The 19821-nt window shown below is 67.5% G+C and carries 23 protein-coding genes and 2 pseudogenes; 9 read left to right on the top strand and 16 right to left on the bottom strand.

The genetic code is table 11. The annotated features are described in order from the left end of the window. Window position 1: 1 nt before the first annotated feature. Window positions 2-508: a hypothetical protein gene (locus tag MFF30_RS07390; RefSeq protein WP_238278293.1), complete on the bottom strand. Its 507-nt coding sequence runs from the start codon at window positions 506-508 to the stop codon at window positions 2-4. Window positions 509-616: 108 nt separating this feature from the next. Then, window positions 617-1381 carry a hypothetical protein gene (locus MFF30_RS07385; protein WP_238278291.1) on the bottom strand — a complete coding sequence of 255 codons (765 nt, stop codon included), beginning with the start codon at window positions 1379-1381 and terminating at the stop codon, window positions 617-619. 54 nt (window positions 1382-1435) lie between these two features. Here MFF30_RS07385 and MFF30_RS07380 point away from each other — a divergent pair, with 54 nt between their 5' ends. From MFF30_RS07380 to MFF30_RS07370, 3 genes are read left to right on the top strand one after another with little or no spacing between them, the layout of a single operon-like run. Continuing rightward, window positions 1436-1762: a hypothetical protein gene (locus MFF30_RS07380; protein WP_238278288.1), complete on the top strand. Its 327-nt coding sequence runs from the start codon at window positions 1436-1438 to the stop codon at window positions 1760-1762. Between the two features lie 40 nt (window positions 1763-1802). Beyond that, window positions 1803-2267, top strand: coding sequence for a hypothetical protein (locus MFF30_RS07375; RefSeq protein ID WP_238278286.1), 465 nt, complete (start codon window positions 1803-1805; stop codon window positions 2265-2267). A gap of 52 nt (window positions 2268-2319) precedes the next feature. Beyond that, a complete protein-coding gene (locus tag MFF30_RS07370) occupies window positions 2320-3012 on the top strand; it encodes a hypothetical protein (RefSeq protein WP_056088175.1) in 693 nt (230 codons plus the stop codon). 3 nt (window positions 3013-3015) lie between these two features. On the opposite strand, the gene MFF30_RS07365 is transcribed toward MFF30_RS07370, so the two are convergent. From MFF30_RS07365 to MFF30_RS07355, 3 genes are read right to left on the bottom strand one after another with little or no spacing between them, the layout of a single operon-like run. Continuing rightward, a complete protein-coding gene (locus MFF30_RS07365; RefSeq protein ID WP_056088173.1) occupies window positions 3016-3366 on the bottom strand; it encodes a hypothetical protein in 351 nt (116 codons plus the stop codon). Window positions 3367-3420: 54 nt separating this feature from the next. Further along, window positions 3421-3924 (bottom strand): hypothetical protein, encoded by a 504-nt coding sequence (locus MFF30_RS07360; RefSeq protein ID WP_056088171.1) that lies wholly within the window; start codon window positions 3922-3924, stop codon window positions 3421-3423. Window positions 3925-3934: 10 nt separating this feature from the next. Then, entirely contained in the window at window positions 3935-6085 is a 2151-nt protein-coding gene (locus MFF30_RS07355; RefSeq protein ID WP_238278284.1) for a M48 family metalloprotease, read from the bottom strand. A gap of 136 nt (window positions 6086-6221) precedes the next feature. On the opposite strand from MFF30_RS07355, the gene MFF30_RS25935 reads away from it, so the two are divergent. The 4 genes from MFF30_RS25935 (at window position 6222) to MFF30_RS07335 (ending at window position 9088) form a co-directional block, all read left to right on the top strand. Then, the gene (locus MFF30_RS25935; RefSeq protein WP_274533118.1) at window positions 6222-6425 is read left to right on the top strand and encodes a helix-turn-helix domain-containing protein; all 204 of its coding nucleotides are present in this window, start codon (window positions 6222-6224) and stop codon (window positions 6423-6425) included. Window positions 6426-6960: 535 nt separating this feature from the next. After that, window positions 6961-7437, top strand: a complete 477-nt coding sequence (locus MFF30_RS07345) for a BLUF domain-containing protein (protein ID WP_238278282.1) — start codon at window positions 6961-6963, stop codon at window positions 7435-7437. Window positions 7438-7686: 249 nt separating this feature from the next. Beyond that, complete coding sequence (locus MFF30_RS07340; RefSeq protein ID WP_238278280.1) at window positions 7687-8601, top strand: cobalamin B12-binding domain-containing protein; 915 nt, start codon at window positions 7687-7689, stop codon at window positions 8599-8601. A gap of 40 nt (window positions 8602-8641) precedes the next feature. Then, entirely contained in the window at window positions 8642-9088 is a 447-nt protein-coding gene (locus MFF30_RS07335; protein ID WP_238278278.1) for a BLUF domain-containing protein, read from the top strand. Here MFF30_RS07335 and MFF30_RS07330 read toward each other — a convergent pair. Together MFF30_RS07330 and MFF30_RS07325 are read right to left on the bottom strand one after the other, a co-directional pair. After that, window positions 9072-9356, bottom strand: a pseudogene (locus tag MFF30_RS07330) (phosphoketolase family protein); the annotation flags it as partial. The gene MFF30_RS07335 and the pseudogene MFF30_RS07330 sit on opposite strands and share 17 nt — an antisense overlap. 89 nt (window positions 9357-9445) lie before the next feature. Further along, the gene (locus MFF30_RS07325) at window positions 9446-10870 is read right to left on the bottom strand and encodes an 8'-apo-carotenoid 13,14-cleaving dioxygenase (RefSeq protein WP_444543511.1); all 1425 of its coding nucleotides are present in this window, start codon (window positions 10868-10870) and stop codon (window positions 9446-9448) included. A gap of 442 nt (window positions 10871-11312) precedes the next feature. On the opposite strand from MFF30_RS07325, the pseudogene MFF30_RS07320 reads away from it, so the two are divergent. Together MFF30_RS07320 and MFF30_RS07315 are read left to right on the top strand one after the other, a co-directional pair. Beyond that, window positions 11313-11721 (top strand): annotated as a pseudogene (locus MFF30_RS07320) (transposase); the annotation flags it as partial. A gap of 163 nt (window positions 11722-11884) precedes the next feature. Further along, complete coding sequence (locus tag MFF30_RS07315; RefSeq protein ID WP_238227732.1) at window positions 11885-12298, top strand: ester cyclase; 414 nt, start codon at window positions 11885-11887, stop codon at window positions 12296-12298. Window positions 12299-12409: 111 nt separating this feature from the next. On the opposite strand, the gene MFF30_RS07310 is transcribed toward MFF30_RS07315, so the two are convergent. The 9 genes from MFF30_RS07310 to MFF30_RS07270 form a co-directional block, all read right to left on the bottom strand. Continuing rightward, window positions 12410-12979, bottom strand: coding sequence for a type 1 glutamine amidotransferase domain-containing protein (locus MFF30_RS07310; protein ID WP_238278274.1), 570 nt, complete (start codon window positions 12977-12979; stop codon window positions 12410-12412). Between the two features lie 188 nt (window positions 12980-13167). Further along, entirely contained in the window at window positions 13168-13956 is a 789-nt protein-coding gene (locus tag MFF30_RS07305; protein WP_238278272.1) for an alpha/beta fold hydrolase, read from the bottom strand. A 273-nt stretch (window positions 13957-14229) separates the two neighbouring features. After that, a complete protein-coding gene (locus tag MFF30_RS07300) occupies window positions 14230-15153 on the bottom strand; it encodes a molybdopterin-binding protein (protein ID WP_238278270.1) in 924 nt (307 codons plus the stop codon). After that, window positions 15150-15968, bottom strand: coding sequence for a cytochrome b/b6 domain-containing protein (locus tag MFF30_RS07295; protein WP_238278268.1), 819 nt, complete (start codon window positions 15966-15968; stop codon window positions 15150-15152). Before MFF30_RS07295 ends, MFF30_RS07300 begins: the two co-directional genes overlap by 4 nt. 140 nt (window positions 15969-16108) lie before the next feature. After that, window positions 16109-16342, bottom strand: coding sequence for a hypothetical protein (locus MFF30_RS07290; protein ID WP_108039823.1), 234 nt, complete (start codon window positions 16340-16342; stop codon window positions 16109-16111). Between the two features lie 581 nt (window positions 16343-16923). Then, window positions 16924-17691, bottom strand: a complete 768-nt coding sequence (locus MFF30_RS07285) for an anti-sigma factor (RefSeq protein WP_238278267.1) — start codon at window positions 17689-17691, stop codon at window positions 16924-16926. Beyond that, window positions 17688-18227, bottom strand: a complete 540-nt coding sequence (locus tag MFF30_RS07280) for a sigma-70 family RNA polymerase sigma factor (protein WP_238278265.1) — start codon at window positions 18225-18227, stop codon at window positions 17688-17690. The genes MFF30_RS07285 and MFF30_RS07280 overlap by 4 nt, the downstream gene beginning before the upstream one ends. Before the next feature lie 60 nt (window positions 18228-18287). Next, window positions 18288-19178, bottom strand: a complete 891-nt coding sequence (locus MFF30_RS07275; RefSeq protein WP_238278307.1) for a DUF4394 domain-containing protein — start codon at window positions 19176-19178, stop codon at window positions 18288-18290. An 85-nt stretch (window positions 19179-19263) separates the two neighbouring features. Then, the coding region (locus MFF30_RS07270) for a YeiH family protein (protein WP_238278263.1) at window positions 19264-19821 on the bottom strand (558 nt) is incomplete at its 5' end.

Genomic DNA, 19821 nt, shown 5'->3' with positions numbered 1-19821 from the left:
GTCAGAGGCCCTTCTCCAGCAGCTTCACCACGGCCTCGACCCGGTCCTTCGAGTCGGCGACGTTGGTGAACGGCCGCCAGTTCACGTCGAGGACCCCGCCGTCGAACGTGAGGCGCTTGGCGTAGTTCGAGGCGGGCGCGGTGTTCTCGTCGAAGCGGACGCGGATGGTCTTGAGTTTCGCGGCCAGAGCGTCGCGGCCCATCTTGTCCTTGGCCACCTCCTTCAGCCCGGCGGCGAGGGGCTCGAAGATCGTCTTCTCGAAATAGTCCGGGTCGGAATAGTACTTGGCGTCGCCCGGGAGCGTGAGGTCGTCCCACGCCACCTCCACCGGCACGGCGAAGCCCGCCGCCTCCTGGATCGCCTTCTCCTGCGCGGGGTAGCGGTCCTGGCGGTAGGCCGCGATCGCCCGGCGCTCGGCGAGGCCGATGGTCGGCTCGGCCATGGCCGAGGGGGCGGACAGGACCGACAGGGCGAGCGCGGCGACGAGGGCGTGACGGCGAGAGATCATACGGCAATTCCTCGGTAGGACGGCCCCGGATGCGGGGTTGGCGTGACGGTTCGATGACGGGGCGGGCACGCTGTCAAAGTGCGACCCGCCCTCACGAGGAGATCGCCTTCACGGTGTCGGGGCGCAGCGCACCGGGCCGCCGGCCTCGACGGTGGGCGGGGCGGTCCCCGTGAGGCGTACGGGAAACGAGACGATGCTGAGCGTGTCCTTCGGGGCCTTTCCGGCCCGATAGCTCCCGGCGCAGGCCTTCACGGGCGCCGGCAGGGCCGCGACGGCGGGCGGAAGCGGCCCGTCGCGGGCGATCCGCGCCCAGCACTCGGCGCCGTGCTTCGGGATCGAGCAGGCCCCCTGCACGCCGCGCTGGAAACCGAGCCGCAGGGTCCCGTCCGCGACCGCGAAGGAGTCGATGCCCGCCTCGGCGGTCGTGTCCCGGATCAGGGTGCGGCCCATGCCCGCGTCGAGCACCGCGAACGGGACGGTGCCGTTGGTGCTCGCCTGCTCAAAGACGAGGAACCCGCCCGTGCGGCCGAGGAAGCGCTGGCCGGCGGTCGCCAGGATGCGCGCACCCGGCCCCGGCGCGGCGGCGCAGGCGGGGGCGGCACCGTTCGCGAGGGGCACGAGGGTCGCGTCCTCGGGGTCCGGCGTGTCGGTGTCGCTCTCGCGCACCATGAGATCGCGGTAGGTGGTGCAGGTGATCTGCTTGCCCTCCCCCGACATCTTGCCCTCTCCAGACGTCGCGGTCTCGGTCTCCGCGGGCGGCTCGAACCGCGCCGCCTCCCATCCCGCCGCCCCTGACGGGGCGGGGAGGCACGCTGCGAAGAGCGCGAAGTGGGCGGCGGCGAAGCGGGCGGCGGGGAGAAGACTGCGTCTCATGCGGGTTCCCTGTATACGGCGCGGGAGCCCCGAGGAAAGGCAGGATGGAGAGCCATGCGGACCGTTCTCGCCAAGGTCGCCAAGGGTTCTGCCGAGCCGCTCGCAACGCTTCTCGCCGCGCCGCTCCTCGGGCCGCTCGCCGTCCGGGCCGCGCCCGCTCTGCCGGGCGACGTGACGGCGTACGTGACGCGGCTGCGGGACTGCAACCATTGGGGCGGGGAGGATGCAACGGACGCGGCGCGCGGCCGGGCCATCGCGGCGGCCGTGAAGCGCCTGCGCTGCGACGCCGCCGAGGCGGACGAGCGGACGCTGCGACGGCGCCACCGGGGTGACCCCAGCGTCCTGAAGGCCCTCGACCGGGCGCGCGATGCGGACGGCTGAGCGGGGCCCCGACGCCGGCGATCCGGTCCGCCGACGCGTCTTGCGGCTGCTGCACGTTCCGCTCCTCGGATTGCTGCTGGCGCTCGGCCTCGCCCCGGTCTTCCTGCTGTTTCCCCTCCTGCCCGCCGAACCCGGAACCGATCCGACCTTGCGGCCCGTCGAACTCTGGCTCGGCACGGCCCTCGTCGGCGGCCTCGTCGGCACCCTGGAGGGCGCGGCGCGGCCCCTCTACCGGGCGGCCGGCCTCGTCCTCGCCGTCGGCCTGCTCTCGATCCCGGTCCTGCGCGTCTTCCTCTGGACCGACCTTCCGGTCCCGCACGGGCTCGCGCGCTGGCTCGGCCTCGATGGGGAAGCCGCCCTCGACGCCCACCTGTACGAGATCTGGCTCGCGGCGTGGTTTTCGGCCTGGGTTTTGGCTTGGGTTTTGGCTTGGCTCGGCCTCGTGCTCCTGGGCCGGCACCTCCCGGCGCGACGCGCCCGCATCGACCGTGCGGCCGTTCGATGACGGCGCCGTTCGAGGATTCTGGTCGGGGATTCTCGGCGATGATCGTCCCGCCATGATTGCCCCTCGGTCCGACGGGACGCGAAGGGCGGCCCTCATCGTCGGCGGCTGCGGTGTCGTCGTGTTCGGCTGGGCCCTCGTCGCCTACGCGCCGGCCCCGGGGATCGCCGCGGCCGTCGTCGCGGTGCCAGCGTTCGCCCGCGCGGCGAAGCGCCGGGTCGCGGCCTTCCTGGCCCTGGCGGTCTTCTCTGCTGCCGTGATCTGGGCGGCGTTCGGAACGACGACGGGCTACTTCGTCCTGAACCGATCGCGGCTCGACGCCGTGGTGGCCGAGATCGCGGCCATGCCCACCCTGGTGTCCTTCGAACGCGGACGGGACGATCCTCCGGCGGAGGCGAAGCGAACGGCGTGGTGGGAGAACACCCACCTCGTCAACGGCCGGCGCGTCACCCCGTACCGCCCGCAAGGCACGCGCGACACGGACAGTCTGCGGGAGATCGACGTCCTGCGGGAACTCGGGGTTCCCTACGCCCGCTACCGCGCCCTCTGCGGCGCCCTCGAACGCCTCGGGCTCGCTGGGTTCACCCGCGGTCCCGGCGGCGAGATCGGCCTGGATGAACCGATCCCGGGTGGCACGCCCTGGGGCACGTCGTTCGTGTACCGGCCGGACGATGCGTTTCCGGCCGGCTCCGGGGCCGAGAGCGACCGCCGCCTCGCGCCGAACTGGTTTTTCGTGACGCGGGGCTGAGATTCACCGGACAACGCCGCTGGATTCCTGGAAGGAAGGGCGGGCGCGCGGAGCCTCCGCCGTGGTGATGGTGCTGGTCCCGAGCAGGGCCGCGAACACGAGCATCGGCACGGCCCAGACCTGCATCGGCAGACCCCAGAAGGCGTGGTCGCGCCCGGCCGGCCCGAAGGTCGTGCCGTGGTTCCAGCGCCATCCGAGACCGAGGACGGCGAGCGCCGCGAGACTCATGGTGAGGCAGACCGCCCTGTCAACTTCCGGCCCGTCGACCTGCCGCAGGACGATCAGGGGCAGGAACATCGCCAGCGCCACGAAGAGGACGACCCAGTAGCCGCGCCCGGTCCAGAAGACGATCATGTGCTGGTCCTTATCCCTCGTGTTTCGGAGCGATCCGCCCGGGCCGCGACCGCGTTAGCCCATCGCGCCGGCGCGCCGGTTGCGCACCATCGCGGCGAGGGCCGCGACGATGATGACCGCCAGCGCCCCGGCGATGACTAGAAGCGTGACGGTGCGGTTCCACAGGCGGTCGAGGGCGAGATCGGTGGTGACGAGGTCGGGCCGGGCCGGATCAGCCAGCACCCGGACGCTGTAATCGCCCACGTGCATGCCCGTGAACACGGTATTGATCCGGCGCACCACCGTGCCCGTCGGCGTGGGCAGGGTGAGGGTCATGTCGCAGAGATGGAGCACGATCTTGGCGCCGCACTTGCCGTCGCTCACCCGCGCGGCGGCGACGGGGCGCGCCGTGTCCCGGATTTGCCAATCCGAGATCACGGGCGGGGCCGTGTAGACGGCGCAGGCGACGAGGAGGGCCGCTAGCGCCACGAGGCCGAATAGGGTCCAGAAGATGTTGCCCCAGCCCTGGCGGGGCGGCGGCAGGCGCAGGGGCTCGGGGCGGTCGGCAGCGGTGTTCATGCTCGGAACCTCACGGGATCACGGGAGTCTGGGAGGATTCGGAGGCCGCCGCGGTCTCGGCCAGGACACGGCGCGCCTGCGCCGCCTGCCGGTAGCGGCCGATGAGGCCGGCGAAGTCCTGTACAGACATCCGGTACGGCAGGCCCGCCGTGATGGTGACTATACGCCGGCCCGCATCGAGCTTCACCTTGCGGCCGCCCGGCACCCGTTGCGGGAACGGCGCCTCCGGCGGCAGCAGCAGGCGGGTGACGACGCCGTTCTGCCGGGTCGTCATGTCGAGGTCGGCGATGCTGTCCCAGGGGATCGGCCGGTCGAGGCCGGGCACCGCCACGGAATCGGGGCTCAGGATCATCGTCGTGCGCTCGCCCCGCCACAGCCGGAAACCGCCAATGCCGCCGAGGACCGCCCCGCAGGCCAGCGCCACCCCCATAACGGCCCCCGCCTGGCTGGCGGACAGGCCGGGCAGGCCGGCGGCGAGCCACAGGAGGGCGACCCCGATGAAGAAGCCGCCGGCGACCAGGAGGGCGATGGCCCCCGGGCGGGTGCTTTCGCGCAGCACCCGTGCCTCGGTGCCGATCTCCGCCACCGTCGCCTCCAGGTGCGCGCGGAACGCCGCGTCGCGGGTCCGCACCGCGTCGAGGAAGTCGTGCGTCGCCGCGCGGCAGAGGCCGGTGGGGTCGGCGAAGTAGGCGGCGAGCTGGCCGAGCGCGTGCGGGGGTGGCACCGCGGCCGCGGCGGCCAGGAGTTCGGTATCAAGGGTCCGTCCCAAAGCCGCCAAGCGCTCGCGGGTCGGCGGATGGGTGTCGGTGGGGTGGGCCTGCTCCGCCTCGAGATGCGTCGCCGGATCGTCGAGGCCGCGCGCGATGGCGTGGTCGAGGCTCGCCGCCACGAGGTCGGCCGGGGCGGACCCGGGCGCTTCGGCGGCGGCGTCCAAGGTCTCGGCGATGCGGGGGGCCACGGCCCCGGTGCGCAGGAGCGCCCGCGCGGCGGCGTCGACGGAGACCGGGCTGGCGCCCGCCGCGTCGGCAGCGAACTCGCGGGTCCGGCTCCAGTGGCGCACGGCGAGGTGGAAGTTCTCCATGACGAAGACGCCGAGGCGCAGGGACGGACCGAGCAGCCCGAAGGACCCGGCATGTCCCTCCGCCACCGCGTCGAGGGAGCGCCCGACGCCGGCGTAGATGGGCAGGAATCGCTGACTGTAGACGGTGTCGCCCCCGGCGTAGTGGGCGAGTTCGTGGCCGATGATCGCCGCCACCTCGTCGCCCCGCAGGAGGGCGAGGTAGGGCAGCGGCAGGTAGAGGATCCGGCCCGTCAGCGGCGCGCCGCCGGGCTCGACCACGGCAGGACCGGCGCTGACGAAGAAGCCGCCCGTGAGGCCGACCACCACGGCCTCGGGCTTCAACGCCCCGAGCCGCTCACCCAGCCCCTCGATCAGCCGCCACAGGCCCGGCGCCTCGGCGGGCGAGACGACCCGGCCGAAGATCGACAGGGGGTCGGGCTCGAAGGCGGAGAGCGCACGGCGCAGGCCGAGCACTGTGGCGCCCGCCGCGACCAGGACCGCCCCGATGGCGACGACGGCCACGAACAGCATCTTGATCTCGCTGCCGCCCAGCCCGGGCCGTGCCAGCAACCCGGCCTCGAAGACCACGGCGGCGACGAAGCCCGCCGTGGTAAAGAGCACCTGGAGGGCGAGCACCGGCGGCAGCAGGCGGCGCATCCACGAGAAGCCGGCCACCAGCGCGTCGCGCGAGGCCCGCCCCAGCCGCCCGAGAGCGGCGCCGGCGAGGAGCACGAGGATCGACAGGAGTGCGGCGCCCCCCCCGGCCGCGACGACCACGGGCGGGAGCAGGCGGCGCCAGTCCATGACCGTCGTCAGGGTCGCGACCTCGTCCCGGGCCGCCCGGGCCTGAACCAGGGCGAGTGGACCGCCATAACCCTTGCCGTTGCGGCGGAACTGCATCCGGAAATCGGGGCGCCCGTCCGGCGGCGCCCGCGCCTCCAGATCCGCGACGATGCGTGTCAGGTGCCGCCGCTCGGCGACGAGGTCCGCCCAATCGGCGCCGGCCCGCTCCTGCTCCCACAGGCCGAGGAGCAGGATGCCCAGGGGCAGGAGGACGGTGGCGGCGATCAGGTGCGTGACGGAACGCAAGCGCAAGGGCATGCGCGAATTAGCTACGTCAGGGATACCCGCCTCCTCAGATGCGTTCGGAGCCAGAACGGGTCACTCAGAATTTGTTCGCCGGACGCTCGTCCACTGGAATCGGGATGAGGCTGTCGTGCTTGCGGCACGAGATCCTATCGACCTTGCGGCTCTCACCCTTGATCAGGTCCATGGCGCCAGTCTTTCGATTGACCAGGAAATAGCTACTGACATCGGCAGCGTCCGCGAGGTGGTGAGTCGCATTCTGGCGCAATGGGCAGAGGCTGGTCTGGTCGAGCTACGTCGTGGCGCGGTCGAGATCATTGACAGAGGCAGCTTGGCCTCTGCCGGTAGACGGTGACTGCTGCACTCCAATGGTTCGGTGTCCGCTTCGGGGCAGAAGGTCAAGGTCCGTTACCCATCCCGAGCCGAAATTGCCGGACGGCCGACGAATGGCCGCTTTCGGGAAGCGCTGATGGCGATCCTAATGACTGTGTTGGGTCGGGGTTTGCCGGTCCGCTTTCGTTGAGCAGACCCGTGGCAGCGGCATCATCTGCGGCGCTGGCTGGTTGATCGCCGGGTTTACACCATGGATACCCGAAGGCAGCCCTCTTCGGTTCGAAGCCTGTCAGCTGAGCGGCAAGACCTGGCAACGGCTGCTGTCACGTCGCCTGTGCGCTCGCGCCTCATGTTCGAGACAGTCCTCCAAGGAGGACGCGACAGGCGGGATCGGCTGAGGCTGTCCGCGCTGACGGGCCCATCGCACGGGAGAATCCGCGATGTCGGCGCGACGCCTGAGCAATCGAGTCCAGTTTCAAATCCGGTGAGATGCGCTATCGTGCCGTCTACGTGCGGGGCAGAACGGCCCGTCCCGCTTCCCCGGAGAGGGTCCACCCATGTTGGACGAATACGGCTTTCTCCGTGGCGCTGAGTTGGACGAAGGCGCTGTGCCCGCTCTGTATCACTTCGTCTACTGCAGCCGTGCCGCCGAAGGCGTCGATGACGCGGAGGTCGACCGTATCGTCGAGGCGGCCCAGCGGCACAATCTCGCTCGCGGCATCACCGGAGTTTTGGTCTTCGGTAGTGGCATTTTCTTTCAATGGATCGAGGGGCCGGCGGCTCAGATGCAAAATCTGGTCGCGAGCCTCCACGGTGATCCACGGCATCACGATATCGTAACGCTCAGTCAGAGTGAGGAAGAACGCGAGCGACTCTATCCGAACTGGGACATGGAGAAGGTCGAAGCCGAGGACATCCGCGTCGTATTGCGGGACGCACTCGAAAACACCGACGACAAGGACAATATCGCGGCCCTGACGCGCATCCTACAACAACTCGACACGGGTCCTATACATGCGCTTGGGCGAGCTTAGCCGCAGCAGCGCGCGGTAGCTTTCAAACAATGTATCCAAAGCGTCGATGCCCGGATCGATGAGCGCGCGAGCCCGGCGGATGTAATAATACCCCTATGGATTGCCGTGCAGAACAAGCACACGTCGATCCAGGAACTTTTCGCAAGCGCCTTTACAATCTGTCGGAGCGGCGCTCTGATATGTCCAAGAGGTGCACGGCATCGACCGACAAGCGCCCCGGCGAAGGAAGAGAGTTCGGGGGAACGGACCATGTCAAACCTCGCTTTGTCCACCGCTGCGTGGACGGATCCGTCGGCGCGACCAGCGGGCTGGGTCTCGGAGGTTCGACTGGCCTATGCGCGCAAACGCATGGCCAAGGAAAGCCGTCAGCGCGCCCTGGCTCTCAGCCGCATCGTCAAAACAGACATCATCCCGCGTTTGAAGCTGCTTCACCCGCAGCTTGCGCCCGCGACGAGCGCCCCGCTTGCCAAACCTGACGCGCAACAGATCGAAGCCTTCACGCAACTCCTCCTCGGTTCGGATCTCTCGGCAGCTTCGGACGCCGTCAGAGATCACTTAGCCAAAGGCTATTCCACCGAGAGCATGTTCCTCGAACTCCTTGCACCTGCCGCCTCCTTGCTCGGACGCTTATGGGACGAGGACCTCTGTGACTTCATCGAGGTGACTGCGGGCGTTGCTCGCCTTCAGCTGCTCCTGTCGCAATTCAGATCCAAACCGAAGGTCTCCTCTCACGACGAGAACCGTGCGGCCCTCCTGATGGGGGCACCGGGCGAGCTGCATACGTTTGGCGTGGCCGTCGTCGAGCAGTTCCTGCAAGTCGCAGGATGGCGGGTCACGAGTGGCCTGGCCTCCAGCCCGGGGCAGATCGCAAGCCTCGTGGGGTCGACGTGGTTCGATGTCGTAGGACTCACACTGAGCTGCGAGACCCGCATCGAGGGGCTCAAGGCTTCGATTCAGTCGATCCGCGACGTCTCACGGAACCGTTCGGTCGGCATCATGGTGGGTGGCCCTATCTTCCTCGATGAGCCAGAACTCGTCGAGCGTGTCGGCGCGGATGCCTCCGCCGTCGACGCGCCAACGGCTGTCCTTCTGGCGCAGAGGCTTCTCGACATCGGTCTCGAAGAGAGGCGCCAGCCTGACACCAAACCTGCATCCTGCGAATGAGCCCAAGATTTCGAACGCAACTTGATCGGAGGCTGGCCAAATGAAGCTCGTGCAGCTCATCTATGCGTCCCGTCCGTTCGGATTCGATCAATCCGCCTTGGATAGTATCCTCACCCAATCGCGGCGCTGCAATACACGGGATGGTCTGACAGGCGCTCTGATTTGTCGAGGAGACATCTATCTCCAACTTTTGGAGGGCACAGCAGACGCTCTCGATGCGACGTATGCGCGGATCGTCAAAGATGATCGGCATCTTGAGGTCAATCGCCTCTCCTACGCGGATGCGACCGAGCGTCTTTTTCCCGCCTGGGCCATGCGGAGCGACCCCGCACGCACATGGATGTGGTCCCAGGACGAAGTGGCCAATGGAGCGGCAACGCAGGCATCACCCGAGTCCGTGCTTGGGATTTTTCGACGGCTTGCGGCTGAGCCCGTCGAGCCGCCTAAGCTCACCCTCGTATCAGCTGCAAGCGAAGGGCTCGCCTGAAGCGCGCTGAGAGGAAATTGAGGCCGGGCGTTGTGCCCCAATGGCCGATTGGGCGCGGCTTCATTTGTCCGAGTGACAGGGGCTCACGCAGCAGCGGGTTGTCGAGCAGGACGATCTGGCCGACCGAGAGGTCGTTTTCTGCCCGCCAGCGGGCATCGATGGCAGTGAGGCCTGTCGGTCCCAGCGGCCCGGGCACGACGTCGAGGCGGAACGGTCTCCCACCGTGATCCTGGACGACGGCAGGCCTCGGGTCGCTCGCGACAGGCATTTCGGGTTCTCGGGCATTGCCGGACGACCCTGCGCCTCATGAAGTATTGCTTATGAACGCCATTCGCATGTCGAAGCATCCAGAGACAATCACTCGGCCCACGACGTTGGAAACCAATTCCCGTGAAAGCCTGGCGGGATCCGGTGCCCGAGGTGGACCGCGGCGACGGGCGCTGCCTCGAACGCGCGCGCTTCGAGGATGACGAAATCGGTCGTGTCACTCGCCGTGTCGACGACGAACCCGACGAGCCAGCCCTCGTCTTCTTCTGCCTCAGGCCTGGCCGGCACAAAGACGAATTCACCCGTGACGCGGTCGGGGCCGAACTCGTGCACGCGCCGCTCCCCCGTTGCCAGATCGTACTTGTAGAGCTGCGTCGCGCCCACGAGCTGCGTGTTACCGTCGGCGGGGACCGAGCCCGTGTAGACGTACCGGTGGAGTCGTCCGAAGCGACGCTCGTCGATCCGGGGGAACTCCTGCGCCGCGGGATCAATCACCCGACGGTCGACTCGCTCCGTCGCCGGGTCGGCGATCCAGCGCTCCAATTGGCCCGGCTTATCGAGGCCGCCGCCGGCTGAGGCGAACACACTCTCGTAGGCCACGACGTCGAGGACCACGCGTCCATCAGCGTCGTCGTAGGCGTTCGCGACGTGGAAGGCGAAACACGGATCAACGGCGCACCAGACGATGTCGCCAGCCGTGCCGTGCCGCGGCAGCAGGCCGACGCGGGCGCGGTGGGCGGGATTCCAGCGGAACGGGAAGCGGTAACCGGTCAGCACCGCCCGCATCGAGAAGGTGACGGGCAGGTCGAGCACGACCACGAAGCGCCTCGTGATCGCGCAATCGTGGATGCAGGGACCGTGCTCGACCGGAATCGCCACATCCCGCACGACCTTGCCCACGGGTGAGATGACGACGTGGCGGACGCTGTCCCAGACGCGGCCGTCGTAGGCGATGGCATGTGTCTCGCCGGTCTCCGGATCGTGATGCGGGTGCCCGGTGAAGGAGCCGGTGAGGGTCCCGTCGAACGGATCGTAGCGCTGCGTATCCAGATCCTCGGACAGCGCGACGGGGTAACTGCCGGCCTCGACCACGGCGAAGGCTCGGCCGTCGATCGCGACGACGTTGGTGTTGACGGTGTCGTCGCCACGGCGCGGCCCAGGGGCAGCCGGCCGGCCGAGCGCTGCGGACGCCGCGTGCGAGCCGATCCAGCGGTTACGGTACCACAGGGCCTTTCCATTCTCGATGCAGAGACCGTGCACCATGCCGTCGCCCAGGAACCAGTCGTGGCCGCGTGTCGTCGGGCGAGCGGGGTTGGCGCCCATCTTTAGGTAACGGCCGTCGAGCCCCGCCGGAATCGTCCCGGTCACGGGCAAATCCTGAAGGGAAAGTTCCTCGCGCATCGGCGCGTGGACACCGACCACGAAGGGGTGCTGCGTCCTCGGAAGGCGCAACCGATTGCAGGCCGCCACCAGCGCGACAAGGCCCTCGGCAGCGGCACGTAGGCTCGACTCCATCAAGTTTGGCATCAGGCGCTGGCTCAGGGCGGTCGGAGGAAAAGCGAGGGCCCTCGTGATGGAGGCGTTCCCGTTGCCGGGCAAGGATGACAGCTCTGTTCGCCTAGGACGACTGGGCGATCTTGTCGATGATGTATCCAGATGCGTCTGGCCACGCGACGGGAGCGGATCGGCTACGTCGACGGCTCGGTCAGCCGAGCGCCCGGATGTCTCCTGCCACCGGATGAATGGCCGCCTTTGGGTTTGCTATCGACGAGCGTCTTAGGCGTGGTTGGGTCGCCAGTAGACTGTCTGCTCTGCGACTGGGTCGGGTGAATTTCCGCCAGTCCGCTTTCGGGTGGCGGATAGATCGAAGCGGAAATAACCGCGGGGACCGCTTCCGACCCTGGCTGTGTCAAAACGCCGATGATGGTAGTTTTCTCCGGGATGATCGGAGGCTGGCATGGGACGGTTTGTGGTCGGTGCCGAGCGCCATCAGATGACGCTGTTTCCCGCCTTGTCTAGAAGATTGGATCGCCGAGGACAGCCCGGTCCGCGTACTCGATGCCTTCGTTGAGGCGCTGGATCTTGGCACTCTCGGCTTTGCGGGCGTCGATGCAGCGGCGACGGGACGGCCGGGCTACCAGCCGGCCGCGCTTCTGAAGCTCTACGTCTACGGCTATCTCAACCGGGTCCCGTCGAGCCGACGTCTGGAGCTGGAAGCGGGCCGGAACGACGAGGTCATGTGGCTGACGGGCCGGCTGTCGCCCGATCACAAGACGATCGCCGAGTTCCGCCGGCAGAACGGATCGGCCATCGGACGCGTCTGTGCCCGCTTCGTCGCGTTGTGCTGCGAGATAGGCCTGATGTCTCAGCCAGCGGCCGACTAGTTACCGCGCCACGATCCGGCGTCATGCCTAGCGGTCATCCCGACCCGGTCGTGCGCGGCATCGGCAACGTCCGACCATGGCGGGAGTTTCCCGTGCGTCGAGATACCCAGCGCCGTGTCGCTGCCCCCAAACCCAAAGGAACACCATGTCCCGCGAGACCAGCATCCAAGCGACCGAAAAGTTCGGCGAACTCGTCAACGGCGGTCGGTTCGATGCCTTCCCCGAGGTCGTCGCCCCAGATTGCCACGATCACGACCCGGCGCCGGGCCAGCACATGGGTCCCGAGGGATACCAGGCTTTCTTCACGCAGCTCCGTTCCGCCTTCCCCGACATGAAGGTCGAGGTGAAGAAGCTCGTTGCCGACGGGGACAGCGTCGCCTTCGCCTACACGCTCACCGGCACGCACCAGGGCGACTTCAACGGCCACAAGCCGACCGGGAAGGCCATCAAGGTCCGCGGCATGCAGATCGGCCGCTTCGTCGACGGCAAGATGGTCGAGCGGTGGGGCTCATCCGACGAGCTCGGCATCCTCAAGCAGATCGGCGCCATCAAGGGCTGATGGAGGCTTCCGCGAGGGCGTCCCGGCCACGGGACGTCGTCAAGGTATGGCCCGGGGCGGCCCATCGACCGCCCCGGAGACTCAAGAGCGGATCGCTGGCTACCCGACCCCTCAGGCGCTTCGTGCCTGCTCGGGATGGCGGCCCTCCGCGAACTCCTCGACGATCTTGGCGCAGAAGGCCGGGAGGTCCTCGGGAGTGCGGCTCGTGACGAGCCCCTTGTCGCAAACGACTTCCTCGTCGACCCAGGTGCCGCCGGCGTTCTCGATGTCGCGCCGGACCGTGGGATAGGAGGTCAGCGTCCGTCCCTTCACGACGTCCGCTTCGATCAGGGTCCAAGGCCCGTGGCAGATGACGCCGACCGGCTTGCCTGCGGCGAAGAAGTCCCGAACGAACGCCACGACATCTTTGCTCGCCCGGAGCTTATCGGCGCCGACGCAGCCGCCGGGGATGACGAGCCCGTCGTAGTCCGCCGCTGACGCTCCCTCGATGGTCCTGTCCACCTGGTAGCGTCCGGCCGGATCGAGGTCGTTGTTCACGGTCTCGGCCTCGCCGGCCTCCAGGCCGATGACCGTCACGGTCGCCCCGGCCTGCTTCACCGCCTCATGGGGCTTCGCGAACTCCGGCTCCTCGGTACCGCGCGGTGCGATCAGGATCGCGATCTTCTTGCCCTGCAAGCTCATGTCATCGTCCTTATGGATGTCGGGATTTAACGGAGGCGCCATCGCGCTGTTCCTCACGTCGGGATGCGGTCGATGCCGGCGGTGTCCTCGGCCGCGACGCCGTTATCAGGGTGGCGGAAGTCGCTCAGTGCCAGGTAGACCTAGAGGCCGCCTTGATGACCGTGGGCTCGGGTGTTCGACGAGCCAATTCAAGGTGCATCCTTCTGAATTGTTTCGAGGATCACGCGCGCCGTCTCGGCAGGCTGATCCCAATGCGGGAAGTGGCCGCAGCGCTCGAACCAGTGCAGACGGGCCGACGGGAATGCTACCTGGGCGCGTGCAGCCTGACGCGGCAGCAGCAGGTGGTCTTGGCGGCCCCAGCCTATGGTGACGAGGCCGGGCGTCGTTGCCGAACCCTGCTGCAACGGCCCGCGTGCCAGCTCACGCAGCATCGCATCGAACACCGGTGTGGCCGCCAGGCTCTGCAACTCCCCTACGACAAGCTGCGGTGGCAGTGCCGACGGACGGGCCGACAGTTGGGCGAGCAGCAGCGTACGGGTGACGGCGTGGCGCGACAGGCCGGCATGGAAGGGCCGCAGCAATCGCACCAAGTGTATCGATGCCGCGAGCGTCCAGTGAAACCAGCGCGTTTCCCATCCGTGCCAGAACCCGCCGGGATCAAGCGCCACGCAGTGCCGACCGATGCCCCGCCGCGCCAGCTCCAGCACCAGCCGGCCCCCCACCGAACTGCCGACAAGGTCCGCTGTCGTCAGGCCTTGCGCCTGCACGAAGCCGGCGAGGGCGTCCGCGTGAGCCTCCGTCGTCTGCCGACCCGCAAGCGGGGCCGATCTGCCATGCCCCGGTAGGTCGACCAGGATCAGTTGGCGCGAATCGCGCAATGCGGGCAGTAGCGGATCCCAGGTGCGGAGATTGGACCCTAGCCCATGGACCATGAGCAGCGGCCGGCCCGTGCCAAGGCGTTCAAAATGCAGGGACATGATAGCATTGTCCTTCGCTATTCACGCTGCGGTCCGAACATCGGGCCGTCCCGGATCTCGTCAGGCCGGGTACTTCAGTCGCGCCCGCGGGCCATTCTCACCGGACGCTTCCAGGCCACGTCGCCGGTCCGATTGCCAGCTACACGGCGCGGGTCCGACCCCACTCGGCAGTTTGCAAGCGCCGAACGTCACCGGAAAACTCTGTCGGAGCTCGCCACGAGAGGTTGGCGCCATGCATGCTCAAAGTGACGTGGACGTCACGTCCGCGCCAACTCAGATGCCGGCGTACCAGGCGTAGCCCTGGTCCTCCCAGTAGCCGCCCTTGCCGGCGCCGATGTTGGCGAAGCTCTCGACCACCTCGATGCGCATCACGTATTTCGCCTGCTTGTAGCCGAGGTTGCGCTCGACCCGCAGGCGCAACGGTGCGCCGTTCGACACCGGAAGCGCCTGCCCGTTCATGTCGTAGGCGAGGATGGTCTGCGGGTGGAACGCGTCGACCAGGTCGATGCTCTCGTAGAACCGAACTGGCGTTCCGCCGCTGGCCGCATCGTCCTCCGTCGCCTGTTGGCCGCCGAAGTCTTTCCTGCTCTCGTCGCCGCCCGACTGCTTCGTCATGCTCGGGTTGGCGTTACCGGCAGGGACCTCATCGGCATCCTCGACGTCTCCCCCGCCTTCGAGCAGACTGCCCTGGTCCATGGTGTCGGCGCAGTGGAACACCACGTAGCGCGCCTGTGGCTTGAGCTTGGCGCGGTTAAGCAGTTCGGAGAGGGGCACTCCGGTCCATTTGCCGATGGCGCTCCAACCCTCGACGCAATCGTGCCGGGTGATCTGGGTTCGGGCCGGAAGCTTGCGGAGGTCGCTCAGGGACAGCTTGAAGGGCGCCTCGACGAGGCCGCCGACCTCCAGGTGGTACTTGGCGAACTTGCCCTTCGCCAGGGCCTTGTAGTCCTTGTCGGGCGGGTCCTCGGTCCCGTTCGGCTTGAACCACGGCGAGATGTCGGCCTCGGTAAATTCCGGGGCCAGCGTCCGGTCAGTGAGCAGCAGGCGCTGGACGAAAAGGTTGGCGTCCTCGCCGGTCTTGAGCGTTCGACGAAACCATTCCGCGTTGCCGAGGCGGTCGCAGCCGCCGAGCATCGCCGCTGCGGCCATGGCGGACGCTCCCGTCAGGAGGGAGCGTCGGCTGGGAAGGCGGCTCATGCCCGGGGCTCTTCGGTGATGGCTGACGGCTCGACCTTGCGCTCGATCACAAACCAGCCGGTGAGCATGCCACGCATGTTGTTCCAGAAGCCCGAGAGCAGGACGAGGGCGACGTGCACGATTACGAACAGGACGAGCATGGCCGCCACGACGAAGTGGACCGTGCGGGCCGACTGGCGTCCGTCGAACAGCGTCAGCAGGAAGGGGAAGGCCGCGTCCATCGCCGGGGACATCGCGAGGCCGGCCAAGACCTGCACCGGCAGGAGCACGAACAGCACGACGAGGTAGCTGAGCTTCTGGATGACGTTGTAGCGCTTGGCCTCGTCGCCCTGCGGGAAACGCAGCGTCAAGTGCTCCCACACCGATGCGCCGAAGTGCCGGATCTGATTTCGCGACGGGATCAGACGGAACCGAAGCTGTCCGCTGACCAGCCCATAGAACAGGTAGGCGACGCCGTTCAGGACGAAGACCCAGGCAAAGAAGAAGTGCCAGGAGCGGCCGCCCGTGAGGTCCTGGTCGCTTGGCAGGGTCGTCCACGCCGGGAAGCCGCGGTCGGCCGGTTCACCGTTGGAACCCGTCGATGAGCCTAGCCAGCCCGTCGTTTCGAAAGCATGACCGAACACCGTCGTCACACCTCGGGGCGGGTAGTCCTCCGTCGACGACATTGCCATCAGTGGCGTATCGAAAGTCGAGACGTTGCCCCAGTACAGCGCCGGGTGCGCGTTGAAGATCTGCAGGCCGCTCATGAGCAGGACCAGCAGGCACACCGCATTGACCCAATGGGTGATGCGGATGACGACAGGATGCCTGAACATCCATCGGCGACGCTCGACCTCACCGATCTCGGGCGCAGAGCGGGTCAGGTAAGTGCGAGCCAAACGGTCTTCCTCGAAGTCGTCGCCAACAGGGTGGAGGCCCCTGCGTCGGGACCTCCGAAGGCGTCAACGGCTTACGATCACATGCCGCGGTTCATCATCCGCTTCTTCATCATGCGACGCTTCATCATCTGCTTCCGCATCATCCGCTTCTTCATCATCATCCGCTCACTGCGGTCCATGCGAACCTGGGTGACGCCGCTCTCGGACTGCAGGCCGTTGACGGACATCGGGGCAGCGGTGGCCGATCCGGCGGCGAGGGCGATGCCGCCGAGGGCGGTCAAGGCGGTCAGCGCAAGGGTGAACTTCTTCATGTGGGATCTCCTGTGGAGGTGAACATCTTATCCAACCCACGGGGCAACAGCATGATCTTATCGTTGTTCCTTAAATAATTGAAAAAATACTTCTATATACTAAATTTATACGCAATAGTCATCGCGCGCTCACATCAAGGCTTTTGGCCTCGGCACGATCCGATCGTTGCGTATCATTACGGACCTGGTCGGCGAAAAGTTTCAGCCGCTGGCGGTAAGCCGCCGAGCCAAATCTCGACCTTGGGGTAAGCGAGCGATTTCGACCTGACGAGATCGGGGCTGCCGGTATCGAAGCTCACTCGTGCACCGGAATCGGCCTCTCTCCCACTGATCGGACGAAGGCCCGCAGATGTGACACGGCTGCCCACCTCACGGATCGACAAACGACTGCTTTCGGTGGAGGGCGCATGACGGTTCGTGCGGCAAATTTAGGTATGGCCCCGCCTGCTCACTCTCCGATCGGATCGGGTTGAATGTGCGGCGGTTCACTTGTGATCAGAGTGTCGAAGCAACGACGGCAGTGCGTTCTAACAACTCGCCTCGAACGCGAACGAGCTCCTTTGGGCACCGCGATCGCCCCGCTACAGGTCCTGTGTTGCCGCCCCCTTCGCGCGGCCGATGAACAGGATCCGACCTGTCGGGCGACCGATCGGCGAACCCGCCTCGGGTTCCAGCGTGATCTCGAAGAGCTGCCCGTCGCCGATGGCTTCCAGCCGCTCCGGCGGCAGGCGGATCGCTCCGCCCGGGGGCAGCACGCCGAGGGAGACCGGACCGCGCGCCTGATCCCACAGGGTCCAGAGTTGCAGCGCGCGCCCGCTTCCTGGCCGCACGTCAGCCAGCGGCAGAGACTGGACGGTGCCGTTCTGGGAGACCTGGATGAGCCATCCCGGCCCGCTCTCCTGCCCGGCGGCGTCGCGACTCTGCAGGATCGCGTAGTACCGCGTCGGGCTCTCGCCCGGCGCCCCGACGCGGTTCGGCAGGATCGCCAGAAGGATCGCGGCGGCCGTGACGAGGCCCGTGGTGGCCCGCCACAGCGTAGGGCTGCGCCACGCCGCCCTCAACACACCGTGTCGTACCCGCGTGAGGGAGGGAGCCGTGGTCGGGTCGAGCGTCTGCCGGCGCGTCGCGAGAGCTTGCTCGATCCGCGCCCATTGTGCCGGATCGACATCGGCCTTCCCGAGGGCCGCGGAGGCCGGAAGCAACCGCTCTTCCCAGACGGCGATGCGGCGGGCCAGATCTGCATCCGAACTCAGGGCCTGCTCGACCTCCGCCATGGCTGCCGGGTCTAGCAGGCCGAGGACGTATTCGCCCGCCAGGACGTCGCGGTCTTCCGGCTGGCTCGGGATCATGACAGGCAATCCTTCAAGGCGATGAGGCTGCGGCGGACCCATGCCTTCACGGTCCCGAGCGGTGTCCCCAGTCGCTCGGCGATCTCGGACTGCGACAGTCCATCGACATAGGCGAGCAGGATCACTGCCCGCCTTTCTGCACCAAGCTGCGCAAGGCAATGATGGAGGCGTGTCCCGTCCTGCGACGTCGCCAGGATGGCGAATGGATCGGGCGCGTCGTCCGCGACCTCTGTCGCCGCGGCCGCGTCGAGTTCCGTCTCCCGGCCGACGATCCGGATCTGTTTGAGCGCGCGGTGTCGCACGATGCTGGTGATCCAGGCACGGCCCGCGCCGCGGCTGCGGTCGAAGGTGCCGGCGCGCTCCCAGATGTCCATGATGGCATCGTGCAAGACGTCGGCCGCCACATCACGCCGCCGCACGATCCTGAGCGCGACGGCGAGCAGGAACCCGGCCTCCTGGTCGTAGAGGCGCCGCAGCGACGCCGGATCCCCCCGGGCGCAGCCTTCCAACGCGGAGGCGTGATCGAACGGCTCCATGACTTTCCCGGCGATTGGAAGGACCGGCCGCCGGGCCGGTCCTACATGTGCGGAGCGATGCTACATCTTGGGGAGAATAGCGATGTCACGGACCTTGCCGGACACGCCGGTGATCTTGGCGGCCATCTCGCCCTTACCCGTCGCGAGATCCACCTTGTAGAGCGTGTCGCCAGCCATCGCCCACGCCTGATTACCGCCCTGGCCATCGGACACGATGTCGAAGGCCACGGCCTCGCCCGACATGCCGAGCATGCCGACGGTGTTCAGGATGCCGTCATTCGGCGGAGCCTGCTTCAGCAATGCGCCAGCAGTGTCGATGTCGAACAGGGCCGTCTCCTTCGTGCCCTTGAAGGCATTGGTGTAGGCGCCGGCCGTCACCTTAGGGGTCTTGCCCTTCATCGTGTCGGTCTCAGCGAACTTGAGCTGTCCGTCCTTGGTGACCTTGCCGTCATCGACATTGGCCCGGAGGTTGGTGCCGTCCGAGCCGATGATGCGCAGGCGATCGGCGACGGGATTGAAGTCGACCGTTGCCGCGGTGCCGGCGGCCAGCATCATGTCGAGCTTTGATTTGGCCGTGGCCTTGCCGGACATCGGATCGATCGTAACGATGCTGCCATCCGAGATTACGGCGTAGAGCATGCCGTCGGCTGGCCGCACGTCTATGCCGAGGACGCTGCCGCCGATCCCGGTAATCGTCACCGTCTTCGTAACCTTCTTCGTGGCCGTGTCGACAAGCGCCAGCGAGGCATCGCCGACGAGTGCCGCAACGGTCTCGGCACGCGCGGCGGTTCCAAGGCAGGTGCCAGCCAGCAGGGTAACGGCGATAAGGCTCAGTCGCATGGCGCTCTCCATCTGCCGCGAAGGCGGCATCAAGAACGCTAGCCATGAGCCGGAGGATCGGATGCAGCGGATGTCAGGTTTTTCACTTTCCAGCGGACCGTCCGCTTTCACGGGCAAGGCAGGTAGTCGGCTACGACATGATTGGGTCGATTTCCGCCGGTCCGCTCCGCAAATTGCTCGTGGACTATCGGAATGATCAGGCGATCCTGAGGGCCCAGATCAGCGACAGGCTGACGATCAGGAGGACGACGAGCGAGCCGGTCACCGCCAGGGTGACCCGGCCGCCGACCCGGGCCAGGACCCGCACGTCCACGCCGAGGCCGAGGGCCGCCATCGACACCACTGTGAGGAGGCCCGCGAGGCGCGTCACCGGCTGGGAGGCGGCGTCCGGGACGAGGCCGACCGAGCGCAGGGTCGCCAGCGCCAGGAACCCGAGGATGAACCAGGGCACGATCTTGAAGAAGCCGAGGCGCCCGGGCCGGCCCTTGGCCGAAGCGCCCTCCGCTGGCAGGTGCGGCGCGATGAACGAGAAGGCCACCACCACGGGCCCGAGCATCAGGACGCGCACGAGCTTGACCAGGGTGCCGACCTGGGTCGCCAGGATGCCCACCGGCACCGTGGCGGCGAGCACCTGCGGCACGGCGTAGACCGTGAGGCCCGCCAGGGTGCCGTACTGGTGCTCGGACAGGCCGGCGAGGGGGATGAACAGGGGCAGGCCCAGCACCATCAGCACGCCGAGCACCGCCGTGAAGGC

This window comes from Methylobacterium goesingense (assembly GCF_022179225.1).
In the GTDB taxonomy this organism is placed as follows: domain Bacteria; phylum Pseudomonadota; class Alphaproteobacteria; order Rhizobiales; family Beijerinckiaceae; genus Methylobacterium; species Methylobacterium goesingense.
The sequence above is the reverse complement of the archived record's forward strand: the minus strand, read 5'-3'. Positions and strand labels throughout refer to the sequence as shown.